At 64.2% G+C, this 12,637-nt stretch carries 14 protein-coding genes; 7 read left to right on the top strand and 7 right to left on the bottom strand.

The genetic code is table 11. The annotated features are described in order from the left end of the window. Positions 1–68 precede the first annotated feature (68 nt). Positions 69–428, bottom strand: coding sequence for a DUF1428 domain-containing protein (locus GJ698_RS13095; RefSeq protein ID WP_154358064.1), 360 nt, complete (start codon positions 426–428; stop codon positions 69–71). 25 nt (positions 429–453) lie between these two features. Then, positions 454–1,407, bottom strand: coding sequence for a transcriptional regulator FtrA (ftrA, locus tag GJ698_RS13090; RefSeq protein WP_154358063.1), 954 nt, complete (start codon positions 1,405–1,407; stop codon positions 454–456). Positions 1,408–1,504: 97 nt separating this feature from the next. Here ftrA and GJ698_RS13085 point away from each other — a divergent pair, with 97 nt between their 5' ends. Next, positions 1,505–1,897: a rhodanese-like domain-containing protein gene (locus tag GJ698_RS13085; protein WP_154358062.1), complete on the top strand. Its 393-nt coding sequence runs from the start codon at positions 1,505–1,507 to the stop codon at positions 1,895–1,897. Here GJ698_RS13085 and GJ698_RS13080 read toward each other — a convergent pair. Beyond that, a complete protein-coding gene (locus GJ698_RS13080; RefSeq protein WP_154358061.1) occupies positions 1,894–2,493 on the bottom strand; it encodes a glutathione peroxidase in 600 nt (199 codons plus the stop codon). The two genes, GJ698_RS13085 and GJ698_RS13080, sit on opposite strands and share 4 nt — an antisense overlap. Before the next feature lie 138 nt (positions 2,494–2,631). Here GJ698_RS13080 and GJ698_RS13075 point away from each other — a divergent pair, with 138 nt between their 5' ends. Further along, a complete protein-coding gene (locus GJ698_RS13075; protein WP_229259967.1) occupies positions 2,632–3,675 on the top strand; it encodes an extracellular catalytic domain type 2 short-chain-length polyhydroxyalkanoate depolymerase in 1,044 nt (347 codons plus the stop codon). On the opposite strand, the gene GJ698_RS13070 is transcribed toward GJ698_RS13075, so the two are convergent. The 4 genes from GJ698_RS13070 to GJ698_RS13055 are packed head-to-tail and all read right to left on the bottom strand — an operon-like array spanning position 3,647 to position 9,090. Then, entirely contained in the window at positions 3,647–5,101 is a 1,455-nt protein-coding gene (locus tag GJ698_RS13070) for an NAD-dependent succinate-semialdehyde dehydrogenase (protein WP_154358060.1), read from the bottom strand. The genes GJ698_RS13075 and GJ698_RS13070 overlap by 29 nt on opposite strands. A gap of 12 nt (positions 5,102–5,113) precedes the next feature. Further along, complete coding sequence (locus GJ698_RS13065) at positions 5,114–5,956, bottom strand: PPK2 family polyphosphate kinase (protein ID WP_154358059.1); 843 nt, start codon at positions 5,954–5,956, stop codon at positions 5,114–5,116. Between the two features lie 12 nt (positions 5,957–5,968). Continuing rightward, complete coding sequence (locus GJ698_RS13060) at positions 5,969–7,579, bottom strand: NAD(P)-binding protein (RefSeq protein WP_154358058.1); 1,611 nt, start codon at positions 7,577–7,579, stop codon at positions 5,969–5,971. Next, positions 7,579–9,090 (bottom strand): polyamine aminopropyltransferase, encoded by a 1,512-nt coding sequence (locus GJ698_RS13055; protein ID WP_154358057.1) that lies wholly within the window; start codon positions 9,088–9,090, stop codon positions 7,579–7,581. The genes GJ698_RS13060 and GJ698_RS13055 overlap by 1 nt, the downstream gene beginning before the upstream one ends. A gap of 55 nt (positions 9,091–9,145) precedes the next feature. Here GJ698_RS13055 and GJ698_RS13050 point away from each other — a divergent pair, with 55 nt between their 5' ends. Genes GJ698_RS13050 through speD form a run of 5 tightly spaced genes read left to right on the top strand, consistent with a single transcriptional unit; the run spans position 9,146 to position 12,635 of the window. Next, positions 9,146–9,532: a DUF350 domain-containing protein gene (locus tag GJ698_RS13050; protein WP_371865288.1), complete on the top strand. Its 387-nt coding sequence runs from the start codon at positions 9,146–9,148 to the stop codon at positions 9,530–9,532. A gap of 12 nt (positions 9,533–9,544) precedes the next feature. Then, positions 9,545–10,588: an SPFH domain-containing protein gene (locus GJ698_RS13045; protein WP_154358056.1), complete on the top strand. Its 1,044-nt coding sequence runs from the start codon at positions 9,545–9,547 to the stop codon at positions 10,586–10,588. A 6-nt stretch (positions 10,589–10,594) separates the two neighbouring features. After that, on the top strand, positions 10,595–12,064 hold the full coding sequence (locus GJ698_RS13040; protein ID WP_154358055.1) for a DUF4178 domain-containing protein: 1,470 nt from the start codon (positions 10,595–10,597) through the stop codon (positions 12,062–12,064). Next, the gene (locus GJ698_RS13035) at positions 12,061–12,240 is read left to right on the top strand and encodes a hypothetical protein (RefSeq protein ID WP_154358054.1); all 180 of its coding nucleotides are present in this window, start codon (positions 12,061–12,063) and stop codon (positions 12,238–12,240) included. The genes GJ698_RS13040 and GJ698_RS13035 overlap by 4 nt, the downstream gene beginning before the upstream one ends. Beyond that, a complete protein-coding gene (gene speD, locus GJ698_RS13030) occupies positions 12,237–12,635 on the top strand; it encodes an adenosylmethionine decarboxylase (protein ID WP_371865287.1) in 399 nt (132 codons plus the stop codon). The genes GJ698_RS13035 and speD overlap by 4 nt, the downstream gene beginning before the upstream one ends. Positions 12,636–12,637 lie beyond the last annotated feature (2 nt).

Raw genomic sequence — 12,637 nt, 5'->3', positions numbered from 1 at the left:
CCCTGCGGGGTCAGACCCTGGCCGCAGCGGTGTGCGGGTTGCCGGGGTGCCGCACAGCGTCAACCCCGCTACAAATCAATCATCATCTCAAACCCGCCATAGATCATGCGCTTGGCATCAAACGGCATATTCAGCGGGTCCATGAACGCCGCAACCCGCGCATCCTTCATCACCTTGCCATTGATCTCATCGCGCCGTGCACGCGACTCATAAACAATCCACGAAAACACCACCACCTCCCCCTCCTCCAGCATCACACTCTGCGGAAACGAGGTCAGCTTCCCTGGCGGCGCATCGTCCGCCACCGTCTCGCGAAACTCCAGCGCGCCGAGTTCCCGCCACACCGCGCCGCATTCCCGCGACATTTTCTTGTACGCCTCAAGCTTGTCCTTGGGCACCGGAATCACAAAACCGTCTACGTAGGCCATGACTGTCTCCCAGGTGGTGAGGACTTCAGGTTAGCACGAAGCGCTTCCGATACGCGCCCGGTGTGGTTGCCGCGAGCCGCCGGAAATGATGGCGCAACGATTCCTCCGAACCGAAGCCGGCGCGCTCGGCAATCTGCGCCAGCGGCACATCCGGCTCTTCCAGCATCTCCTTGACGATGGCCACGCGCTCGCGGATCAGCCATTCCACCGGTCCCAACCCGGTAGCCTGCTGGAACTGCCGCTGCAAGGTGCGCGGACTCATGGCCGCGCGCTGCGCCATGCTGGCCACCGTGTGCTGCTGCGCCGGATGGCTGCGCAGCCAGTCCATCAATTTCGACAAGCGCCCCTGCTCGCCCTGCGCCATGGGACGCGGCAGGAACTGCGCCTGGCCGCCCTCGCGATGCGGCGCCACCACCAGCCGCTGCGCCACCAGGTTGCCGATCCGCGCGCCATGGTCGCGCCGCACCAGGTGCAGCAGCATGTCCAGCCCGGCGGCCGAACCGGCGGCCGTGATAACTTGTCCGTTATCCACATACAGATGATCGGGCTGCACCTCGATGCGCGGATGGCGCTGCGCCAGCCGCTCGGCGTAGCGCCAGTGTGTCGTCGCGCGCTGGCCATCCAGCACGCCGGCGGCGGCCAGCACGAAGACGCCGGAGCAGATCGAACACAGCCGCGCGCCGCGCGCGTGGGCGGCGCGTATCCAGTCCAGCAACGGCGACGGCGGCAGTTCGTCGGCGTCGCGCCAGCCGGGAATGATGATGGTGTCGGCCAGCGCCAACAGCTCCGGCTGATAGGGCGCCTGCACCGTGATGCCGCCGGCCGCGCGTATCGGCCCCTCTTCCACCGCGCAGACGGCGAAGTCGTACCAGTCCACGCCCAGTTCCGGACGTTCCAGCGCAAACAGTTCGACCGTGCAGCCGAACTCGAACGTGCACAGGCGATCGTAAGCCAGCGCCACCACCAGATGTTTTTTCATGGCGCAATCTTACCGCAGAATGGCATACGCGCCACTTCTGGACGCGGCTGCGGCCACGCACAATGACGTCATCGCTCACCAATCACAGGAGTTTCCGATGTCCCTCGTTACCGCCATTCCCGCCGCCGACAGCGCCGCAGCGCTGGCCCACTTCGACGCCAGCTTCCGCTACGAAACCGATTGCTGGGACGTGCACGACGCCATGTCCAGCGGCCAGCCGGACTTCGTGCTGCTGGATGTACGGGGAACGGAAAAGTACGCGGCCGGCCATGTGCCCGGCGCGCTGGATCTGGCGCATCGCAAGATCATCGGCTCGAAGCTCGCCGAATTTCCGGCGGCGACACTGTTCGTGGTGTACTGCGCCGGCCCGCACTGCAACGGCGCGGCGCGCGCCGCCGTGCGGCTGGCGCAGCTGGGCCGGCCGGTCAAGCTGATGACCGGCGGCATCACCGGCTGGCTCGATGAAGGTTTCGAGCTGGCCCGCGCTTAGGAACCCAGCGCTTTTTCGACGGCGCTGACCAGCGATTTGTCGCTTGGCGTGATCTTGCTGCCGAAGTTGGTGACGACATTGCCGTTGCGGTCGATCAGGTATTTGTGGAAGTTCCACGCCGGCGCCTTGCCGGTTGCCTTGATCAGGTTGGCGAACAGCGGATTCGGCTCCTTGCCCGACACCACCGATTTGGCGAACATCGGGAATTTCACGCCGTAGGTGTTGTAGCAGAAATCGGCGATTTCCTTGCTGCTGCCCGGCTCCTGCTGGCCGAAGTCGTTCGACGGGAAGCCCAGCACCACCAGGCCTTTGCTGCCGTATTTGGCGTACAGGCCTTCCAGGCCTTCGTACTGGTTGGTGTAGCCGCAGTAGCTGGCGGTGTTGACCACCAGGATCACCTTGCCGGCGTACTGGCACAGGTCCTGCGGCGTATCGTCCTGCAGGCGCTTGAAAGTTTGCTTGAGGATAGCCGGGCAGCTGCCGGGAGCAGTTGCCGCAGCCGCCGGCGCAGCGGCAGGCGTTTGTGCAAACACGGGAGCGCCGGCCAGTACGGTCAGCGAGGAAACGAGGCACAGTTGGGCAAGCGTCTTGGACATGGTGTCGGATAAGAAAGAATGAAAGAAAATTCATTCTAGTCCAAATTGGTGCCCCTCGCACGATTGACCCAGATTAAGCAAATTGCACCCCGCAGCGCTATCGTCATTCCCACGCGGGCGGGAAGGACGGGGGTGATCATGCGCATTGTATGGTGTTTGTTGTGGCTGTTTTTCAGCGCAGCGCAGGCGCAGGTGGAGTCGTTACCGGCCATGCATGCCGGCCAGGTCAGCGTATCCGGACTGTCTTCCGGCGCCTTCATGGCGGTGCAGTTCGAGGTGGCGTTTTCGCGCACCGTGATCGGCGCGGGCGTGATCGCCGGCGGTCCCTACTTCTGCTCGCAAGGCAGCGTGTTCACCGCGACCACCAGCTGCAGCTGCACCACCGAGCTGTTCGCCTGCCGCGTACGCCCCGGCGGCACCCGCGTGCCGGACCTGATCGCCCTCACCGACTGGTTCGCCGCCACGCAGACCATCGATACGCCCAGCGCGCTGGCCAACCACCGCGTGTGGATGCTGTCCGGCACCCTGGACTCGGTGGTGCCGCAAGCGGTGATGAACGACCTGCTCACCTACTACCGGCACTACATCGACGCCAACCGCATCTTCTACAAGCGCGACCTCAGCGCCGAACACAGCATTCCCACCGATACCTACGGCAACGCCTGTTCTGACCTCGGTTCGCCCTACATCAGCAACTGCAACTACGACGCCGCCGGCGAACTGCTGAAATGGATTTACGGTCCGCTGGCCGCGCGCAACAGCGGCACGCTGAGCGGCCGCTTCATCGCCTTCGACCAGACCGAATTCATCGCCCTGCCGGCGTGGCACGGCATGGCGGATACCGGCTACCTGTACGTGCCGGCGTCCTGCGAAAACAGCGCCGGCTGCCGGCTGCACGTGGCCTTCCACGGCTGCCAGCAGAACCTGGACCACATCGGCGTCACCTTCGTGCGCCACGCCGGCTACAACGCCTGGGCCGACAGCAACCGCCTGATCATCCTGTATCCACAGACCGTCGCCACCTTCATGAATCCCAACGCGTGCTGGGACTGGTGGGCCTACGACGACACGCGCTACGCGCAAAAAAATGGCCGCCAGATGGCGGCCGTGAAACGCATGGTGGACCGGCTGACCAGCGCCGCCGCTACCGCGCTTATATGCCGCCGAGGCAGATGTACTTGACCACCAGGTAGTCCTCGATGCCGAGGTGAGAACCTTCGCGCCCCAGGCCGGACTGCTTGACGCCGCCGAACGGCGCCACCTCGGTCGAGATCAGGCCGGTGTTGACGCCCACCATGCCGCTCTCCAGTCCTTCCGCCACGCGCCAGATGCGGCCGACGTCACGCGAATAGAAATAGCTGGCCAGGCCGAACTCGGTGTTGTTGGCCAGCGCGATGGCGTCGTCGTCGGTCTGGAAGCGGAACAGCGGCGCCAGCGGACCGAAAGTCTCTTCTTTCGCGACGATCATGTCGCTGCTCACATCGGCAATCACGGTGGGCTGGAAAAAACTGTGTCCCAGCTCGTGACGCTTGCCGCCCAACAGCAGGCGGCCGCCTTTGGCCAGCGCGTCGGCCACGTGCTGCTCGACCTTCTGCACCGCCTTTTCATCGATCAGGGGGCCTTGTGTCACGCCGTCGTCGACGCCATTGCCGACCTTGAGCTTGCCCACCGCGGCCACCAGCTTTTGCGCGAACGCTTCGTACACGCCGTCCTGCACATAGATGCGGTTGGCGCACACGCAGGTCTGGCCGGCGTTGCGGTACTTGGAGGCGATGGCGCCTTCCACCGCCGCATCCAGGTCGGCGTCATCGAACACGATAAACGGCGCATTGCCGCCCAATTCCAGCGACAGCTTCTTGATCGTCGGCGCGCTCTGTTCCATCAGCAGCCGGCCGACCGCCGTCGAGCCGGTGAAACTCACCTTGCGCACCAGCGGATTGGACGTCATCTCGCCGCCGATGTCCTTCGACTTGCCGGTGAGGACGCTGAACACGCCCGCAGGCACGCCGGCGCGTTCCGCCAATACCGCCAGCGCCAGCGCGCTGTACGGCGTGGATTCGGCCGGCTTGAGCACCATCGGGCAACCGGCCGCCAGCGCCGGGCCGGCCTTGCGGGTGATCATCGCAATCGGAAAATTCCACGGCGTGATGGCGGCACAGACGCCGATCGGTTCCTTGGTCACCAGGATGCGGCGGTCCGGCCACGGCGACGCCAGCGTCTCGCCGGACACGCGCTTGGCTTCCTCGCCGAACCATTCGATGAAGGACGCGCCGTAGGCCACCTCGCCGCGCGATTCGCCGAGCGGCTTGCCCTGCTCCGCCGTCATCAGCAGCGCCAGGTCGTCGGTGTTTTCCAGGATCAGGTCATTCCACTTGCGCAGGATGCGGGCGCGCTCGGCGGCCGGTTTCTTGCGCCAGGCCGGCCAGGCGGCGTTGGCGGCCTCGATGGCGCGCCTGGTTTCGGCCGCGCCCATCACCGGCACGGTGCCGATTTGCTCGCCGGTGGCGGGATTGGTGACGGCCAGCGTGGCGCCGCCGTCAGCGCCGGTCCACACGCCGTTGATGTAGGCCTGCTGTCGCAGCAGGCTCGGATCTTTCAATTGCAGCATAAGTCATCTCCCTTACTCCACGGTGAATGACGACAGGTCCGGATGCGGTGGTGGATAACTCAGCTCCATGCCTTCCAGCGTTTCCAGCAGCAGGCTGGCGATCACCAGGTTGCGATGGGTCTTGGAGTTGGCCGGCACCACATACCACGGCGCGTGCGGCGCATCCGTTTCGCGGATCGCTTTCTCATATGAGCGCTGATAGTCGTCCCATTTTTCGCGTTGCTTGATGTCTTCCGGATTGAATTTCCACTGCTTGTCCGGATCGTCCAGGCGCTCCTGCAAACGCTCGCGCTGTTCTTCCTTCGAGATATGCAGGAACACCTTGATGATCACCGTGCCCGTCTCCGCCAGCATGCGCTCGAAATCGCGGATCTGCGCGTAGCGGCGCTGGCATTCCTCGTCATCGATCCAGCCCTGCACCCTGGTGATCAGCACATCTTCGTAATGACTGCGGTTGAAGATGGCGATCTCGCCGTTGGCCGGCACATACTGGTGCACACGCCACAGATAATCGTGCGCCAGTTCGTTATCGGTCGGCGCCTTGAACGCCACCGCGCGCAGGCCCATGGGGCTGATGCCGTTGAACAGCGCGCGCACCGTGCCGTCCTTGCCGCCGGTGTCCGTGCCCTGCAAGACCAGCAGCACTTTCTGCTTGTGCTGCGCGTACAGCTTGTCCTGCAAGGCGGCGATGCGGTCGATCAGCGCGGCGGTGCGCTTCAGGTCCAGCGCCTTGGCCTTGGACTTGCCCAGATCGGGATTGGCGGCGCGGCTGGAGAAGGCTGCGTCATCGGCATCCTCGTCGCGCAGTTTCAGTTTTTTAGGGGCGCGAAAGCGCTGGCGGGCATTATGTGTCATGGCTTGAGCTTATCATTGAGCGGCTAACTGTGCCGCGCGGTATCCCCACCAGGCGGCTTCCTCGAAAACGGAGAAGCCGGACAGGTCGGCGTGAGCAAACAGGATGGAACCATCCACCTCGCGCAATGCTCTCATGCCGGCGTTGTTGCGGAAACCGGGCCAAGGGACAGCCATCGCGTGCCCCCTTAGGGTGATGTCGACCCGTTCCACACAGGAGGCAAACTGCGCGCCGTAGGCGGTTTTCAGGTCGGCGCCGGCCAGCGCCAGCAGCTCCTCCGGACTGGCGGACGCCATCCAGTGCCGCGCCGTACTGGCCTTGCGGTCGGACAGCGCGACGTAGGCGCTGAACACCGTCTTTTCCGGCGGCCGCACGCGGATATCCTGGTGGGTGGAGACCACGAAGCCCAGTCCCGGCTCGCTGTACACCACGTTATCCCAGGACAGCGGCTGGTTCGGAAGTTCGTCGGGAAAACGCTTGAGCAGGAAGTTCGCCACCATCCACGGCGCATATTCCGGCACGTGTCTGGCGGCGTCGAAACCGTATTCGCCGATGTTATCCACAACCCGCGCCGCCACATAGGTCGGCATCGCGCAGATGGCTTTGCGCGCGCGCACCAGATAGCTGGTCGGCTTGCCGTTTTCCAGCTTGAAGCACAGCGCCTCGACGCCGTCCGCCGTCTTCTTCAGCGAGACCGCCGTGCCGGCCATGCGCTTGATCTGCGCTGCGCGCTCGATGCCGGAAGCCAGCGGCTGCAAGCCGCCCGGCCATGTCAGCCACGCGCCGTTGCCGGCGTTGGCGGCCTGGCCCCAGCGGCTGCAATAGTAGTGCAGGCCGGCCCAGGCGGACACCTTGTCGTAGCGCGTGCCGTAATCGTCGCGGCAGCAGTAATTCAGATACCAGTGCAGCGTCGGCGACTTGTAGTTGTTCTGGTCCATCCACTGCTTCAGCGAAATGCGATCCAGCGCCTGCCACTGCGGGTCTTCCGACGACAGCACGGTCGGGAACACGAACACGCGGCGGCCATCGGCGCCGCGCGTCTGGCGCAGGCGGTGCACTTCGTCGAAGAAGCGCTTGTGTTCCTCCAGCTCCCATTGCGGCACACCGTCGGTGGGGATGAAGCCATCCTGCCAGTGGCCGTTGAACAGCAGGCGTTCCTCCGGCGCGTGCAGGATGAAGCGTTCGTCGTAGTACGGCTTCTCGGCAAAGGCATCCTTCTGGATGATGCCGAGGTCCGCCAGGATTTCGCGCACGTGCGTGGATTCCGGCGACGGCAGCGGCAGATAGTGCGCACCGGTCGGATACTCGTATTCATCGAAGGCGCCGCCGGCCGCGTTGCCGTAGGGCTGAGGGCCGTCGATCATCAGCACATCGGTCTTGCCGAGTTTTTTCAGTTTCCATGCGGCCGTGAGGCCGGAGACGCCGGAACCGAGTATCGCGATATCGGTGTGGATAACTTGCGATGGCGGCGGCAGCGCGCGGCGGTCGCGCAGGAAGTGGCCTTCGTCGCGGCCGACGTAATGCACCGTCGGCGTGATCTCCTGCCAGCGCTGGAACGCCAGCCCGCTGCCGGCGGCGGCCAGCCCTGAAGCGCCAGCCCAGACCAGGAATGACCGGCGCAGCATCAGCGGATCACCCGGCGCCAGTCCTGCTCGAATTCATGCACGAGCGACTGGGTGTTGAGACGGTTCGGCTCCATCGGCAGCGCCTTCATATCGGGCGGGAAGATGAACATCTCGCGCGTGGTGTCGGCGTTCAGGTAGCGCATCGGCAGGCGGTAGCTGGTCGGTGGCGTGTAGTTCGCCTGCGGCGTCGCCAGGATGAAGCCCCATTCGCCGAACGACGGTACATAGGCGTGGTAAGGATAGGTTTTCAGGCCGACCTCGCGCAGCGTGGAATCGATGGTCCAGTAGGCGTGCGGCGCAAAGAACGGCGACGTCGATTGCACCACCATCAGGCCATTCGCCGCCAGGTGCTTGCGCACCATACCGTAGAACGGCACCGAATACAGCTTGCCGAGCGCGAAGCTGGAGGGATCGGGGAAGTCGACGATCACCGCGTCGAACATATCGTCGTTATGCTGCAACCAGATGGCCGCATCGGCATTCACCACGCGCACGCGCTTGTCGCTGAACGAGCCGTGATTGAGCTTGACCAGCTCCTCGCGCTTCGTGAAGGCGCCGGTCATGGCCGGATCGAGATCGACCAGCGTCACATGCTCGATGTTCGGATAGCGCAGGATCTCGCGCAGCGCCAGGCCGTCGCCGCCGCCCAGCACCAGCACGCGCCGCGCCCACGGCATCGGCTGCAGCACCGGATGCACCAGCGCTTCGTGATAGCGGTACTCGTCGCGCGACGAGAATTGCAGGTTGCCGTTGATGTACAGGCGCGTATCGTCCTTCCATTTGGTGATGACCAGGCGCTGATACGGCGTGGTGGTGGCGAATACGATTTCATCGCCGAACAGGCCGTGCTCGCCCCAGTAAGTCAGCTTGTCGGCGAAGGCGAAGCCGAACACCAGCGCACACAGCACCGCGCTGGCGCGCAGCAAACGGCCGGTGACGTTTTTCAGCTCTGTGGAAAACGCCTTGATTGTCCACAAGGCCACGCCGACATTCAGCATCCCGAACAAAAAGCCGGTGCGCACCAGGCCCAGATACGGCGCCAGCACCAGCGGGAACAGCAGCGACACCGCCAGCGCGCCCAGGTAATCGAAGGTCAGCACCCGGCTGACCAGCTCATTGAATTCCGTCTGCCGTGCATTCAGCGCACGCATCACCAGCGGCACCTCCATGCCGACGAAGGCGCCGACCAGGAACACCATGGTGTACAGCAGCGTGCGGAACGGCGCCGCCATCCACGAGAAGGTCAGGAACAGCACCGCCGCCGACACGCCGCCGATCAGGCCGACCGCCAGTTCGATATCGACAAAGCGCGACAGCACATCCTCGTCCTTCACATACTTGGAGAAATGCGCGCCCACGCCCATCGCGAACAGGTAGCATCCGATAATCGTGGAAAACTGCAGCACCGAGTCGCCCAGCAGGTAGCTCGACAGCGCACCGGCGATCAGTTCATACGCCAGTCCACAGGATGCCACCACGAAGACGGACAGGATCAGAATCTTTTTGGTCATTTCTACTCATTTGCATTATTATCAAGTAAGTAAATACTTTACCTGAAGGTGCGCCGTGCCCGCCATCCTAAATTATCTCGTTCACCTGTTGCTGGCCGCTTTGCTGCTGGCCGTCTTCTTCAAAGCCTACACCTGGATGACGCCTTTCGACGAGGTGAAGCTGATACGCGAGGGGAATCAGGCCGCCGCACTATCGCTGGGCGGGGCATTGATAGGTTTTTCCATCACTATCGGTTCGGCACTGATGCATACTCTCGATTACCAGCAGTTCTTCGCCTGGGCCTTCGGCGCGATGGTGATCCAGATGCTGGCCTATGCCATCACCACGCGCGTGCTGAACATGTCGAAGGACCAGATCGAAGCGAATAACACTGCGTTCGGCGGCCTGCTGGGCGCCATCTCCATTTCCATCGGCGTGATCAACGGCGCCGGCATTTCCTAAGCGAGGACCATCATGGGTATCGGCAGCTTTATCAAGAAGCAGTTTATCGATGTACTGCAATGGAACGAGGACACCGACGGCGTCCTGGCCTGGCGCTATCCGATGGCGGACCAGGAGATCCAGAACGGCGGCGTGCTGGTGGTGCGCGAATCGCAGGTGGCGGTGTTTGTCAACGAGGGCCAGATCGCCGACGTGTTCGGCCCCGGCACCCACAAGCTGACCACGCAAACCTTGCCGCTGCTGACCAACCTGAAAAACTGGGACAAGCTGTTCGATTCGCCATTCAAGTCGGACGTGTACTTCTTCAGCACCCGCGTGCAGACCGGCCGCAAATGGGGCACGCCGCAGCCGATCACCATCCGCGACAAGGATTTCGACATGGTGCGCGTGCGCGCCTTCGGCATGTACTCGTACCGCGTGACCAATGCGCGCGCCTTCTTTACCGAAATCAGCGGCACGCGCGAGGTCTACACCCGCGACGAGGTGGAAGAGCAGTTGCGCGGCATCCTGATGGCGACCATGGCCAGCTCGCTGGGGGCGTCGCAGGTGCCGTTCCTCGACATGGCGGCCAACCAGGCGCTGATGGCGCAGCAGGTCAAGGGCGACCTGACCACCGCGTTTGCGCGCTACGGCATCGCGCTGGATGAATTCAACGTGGCCAGCGTCAGCCTGCCGGAAGAACTGCAGGCGGCGCTCGACGAACGCATTTCGGCCGGCATGAAGGGCGGCATGAGCGCGGACAAGATGGCCGGCTTCACCAAATACCAGGTGGCCAGCGCGATTCCGCTGGCGGCCGGCAACGAAGGCGGCCTGGCCGGCATCGGCGCGGGATTGGGCGCCGGCATGACGGTCGGCCAGGTGATCGGCCAGACGCTGGGCAGCACGCTGGCGCCGCAGGCAGGTGCAGCCACTGCTGCTGCGGCTCCTGCTGCCGCTGCCGACGATTCGGTCGAAGCACGGCTGGGCAAACTCAAAGGCCTGCTGGACAAGGGCCTGATCTCGGCCGCCGACTACGACAGCACCAAGGCCGAGCTGCTGAAAAAACTGATCGGCTAACCCTGCATGCAAATCGTTTCCTGTCCCAGCTGCGGCGCGGAAGTCAAATTCCGCTCGCATGCCTCGGTCATGGCGGTCTGCGAGTATTGCAGCACGCGCGTGCTCAAGGACGCCGACGCCGTCAAAAACCTGGGCAAGATGTCGTCCGTGCTGGAGGACTATTCGCCGATCCAGATCGGCACCGCCGGCGTGCTGGGCGGACGGCCGTTCACGGTGGTGGGCCGCATCCAGCTGCGCTATTCGGCCGGCATGTGGAACGAGTGGTACCTGCTGTTCGACGACGGTAAAACCTCGTGGCTGGGCGATTCGTCCGGCATGTACACCATCACGGCAGAATACCAGGGCGACGCCCAGCTGCCGGCCTTCGAGCAGCTGACGCCGGGCCGGAACTACCCGATCAACGGTGCGCCTTACACGGCGGCCGAAATCCGCGTGGCCGATTGCATCGGCGGCCAGGGCGAGCTGCCGTTTGCGGTGGGCGACGGCTACCAGGCCAAGGTGGCGGACTTCCGCCGTGGCGTCGAATTCATCACCCTCGATTATTCGGATTCGCCACGTCCTGTGGTCTACACCGGCCTGGCCGTCACGCTCGACAGCCTGCAATGCCAGCTGCTGCGCGACGACGACACCATCCAGCGCGCGGCCGGCCGGTATCGCGGCAAGCTCGATGCGCTCGATTGCCCGGCGTGCGGCAGTCCGATCAAATACCTGCCCGGCATCACCGCCAACCTGGTGTGCCCGGCCTGCGCCACGCAGATCGACGCCGCCAGCCCGAAAGCGCAGGTGGTCGCGGCCGGCGAACGCGTGGCCGCCGTGCCGCTGACACTGGAGCTGGGCGCGACGGCCAAAATCAACAACCAGGAATTCACCATCATCGGCATGATGCGCCGCGCCGACGACGAAGGCGCGCAGTGGAACGAATACCTGATGTACGGCCCGCGCGCCGGCTTCTCGTGGCTGGTGGAGACCGACGACGGCTGGTCCGGCGCCAATGTGCTGGCCGAGTGGCCGCTGGCCTATACGCCCGGCGCGCCGAAAGTGCTTGTGGATAAGGTGCAGTTTTCGCGCCTGTACGACTACGGTTCGGAAGTGACCTACGCGGTGGGCGCCTTCAACTGGCGCGTGGCCGTCGGCGACAAGACGCGGGTGGAGGAATTCCAGGCAGGCCAGCTGCGGCTGGCGTCCGAAACTACCGCGCAGGAGATGACGTGGTCGCGTTCCTCGCCGGTGTCGGCGGACCAGTTATCGCTGTGGTTCGGCAGCGCCTTCAAGGGCCGGGTGAAGTCGCCGTCCAAATCCCAGCCATTCGGCAATAACCGCTACCGCACCACCGCCAAGTACATCATCTGGTTCATGCTGGTGCTGAACGCGGTGCCGCTGCTGTTCAATTTTTCCGGCACCTGGTTCCTGACGGCGATCGCCGCGCTGGCGATCTACCTGCCGGCGACCTTCCTCGATAACAACGACAAGACATGAGCAAATTCTTTATCTATGCAGTCATCGTCGTGCTGTTCAGCGCCGGCAGCAGCTGGACGCGGATGCTGGGCGGCGGCAGTACCGGCAGCGGCTATCGCGGCAGCGCCTGGACGTCGCACACCGGCGCCGGCGGCGGCAGCTGGGGCGGCGGTTCCGGCGGCGGAGGCCACAAGTGAAACGCGAACCTCTGCCGACGGCATCTGCTGGCGCGGCGCCCGCGCACGCGCCGTCCGGCACCCACGTGCTGGCCGACCTGGGCGGCATCGCTGCCGAAAAATTGAGCAACTGCGCCGCGCTGGAAACGCTGTTGCGCAACGCCGCCGACGCCGCCGGCGCGCAGGTTTTATTCAGCCATTTCCACGCCTTCGGCGAAGGTCAGGGCGTGACCGGCGTGGTGCTGCTGGCGGAATCGCACATCACCCTCCACACCTGGCCGGAATGCGGCTTTGCCGCCGCCGACATCTTCATGTGCGGCAAAGCGCAACCGGAGTTAGCGCTCGCTCTCATTACAAGCGCTTTACAGCCGACGTCCCGCAAAATACAGGCCCTTCAGCGTTCTACAGGAGTTTGATC

Source organism: Duganella aquatilis (assembly GCF_009674565.1).
Classification (GTDB): Bacteria; Pseudomonadota; Gammaproteobacteria; order Burkholderiales; family Burkholderiaceae_D; genus Rugamonas; species Rugamonas aquatilis.
The sequence above is the reverse complement of the archived record's forward strand: the minus strand, read 5'-3'. Positions and strand labels throughout refer to the sequence as shown.

Coding starts and splice junctions, on each gene's coding strand:
- GJ698_RS13095 (WP_154358064.1), bottom strand. CDS start 428: ATGGCCTACGTAGACGGTTTTGTGATTCCGGTGCCCAAGGACAAGCTT.
- ftrA (WP_154358063.1), bottom strand. CDS start 1,407: ATGAAAAAACATCTGGTGGTGGCGCTGGCTTACGATCGCCTGTGCACG.
- GJ698_RS13085 (WP_154358062.1), top strand. CDS start 1,505: ATGTCCCTCGTTACCGCCATTCCCGCCGCCGACAGCGCCGCAGCGCTG.
- GJ698_RS13080 (WP_154358061.1), bottom strand. CDS start 2,493: ATGTCCAAGACGCTTGCCCAACTGTGCCTCGTTTCCTCGCTGACCGTA.
- GJ698_RS13075 (WP_229259967.1), top strand. CDS start 2,632: ATGCGCATTGTATGGTGTTTGTTGTGGCTGTTTTTCAGCGCAGCGCAG.
- GJ698_RS13070 (WP_154358060.1), bottom strand. CDS start 5,101: ATGCTGCAATTGAAAGATCCGAGCCTGCTGCGACAGCAGGCCTACATC.
- GJ698_RS13065 (WP_154358059.1), bottom strand. CDS start 5,956: ATGACACATAATGCCCGCCAGCGCTTTCGCGCCCCTAAAAAACTGAAA.
- GJ698_RS13060 (WP_154358058.1), bottom strand. CDS start 7,579: ATGCTGCGCCGGTCATTCCTGGTCTGGGCTGGCGCTTCAGGGCTGGCC.
- GJ698_RS13055 (WP_154358057.1), bottom strand. CDS start 9,090: ATGACCAAAAAGATTCTGATCCTGTCCGTCTTCGTGGTGGCATCCTGT.
- GJ698_RS13045 (WP_154358056.1), top strand. CDS start 9,545: ATGGGTATCGGCAGCTTTATCAAGAAGCAGTTTATCGATGTACTGCAA.
- GJ698_RS13040 (WP_154358055.1), top strand. CDS start 10,595: ATGCAAATCGTTTCCTGTCCCAGCTGCGGCGCGGAAGTCAAATTCCGC.
- GJ698_RS13035 (WP_154358054.1), top strand. CDS start 12,061: ATGAGCAAATTCTTTATCTATGCAGTCATCGTCGTGCTGTTCAGCGCC.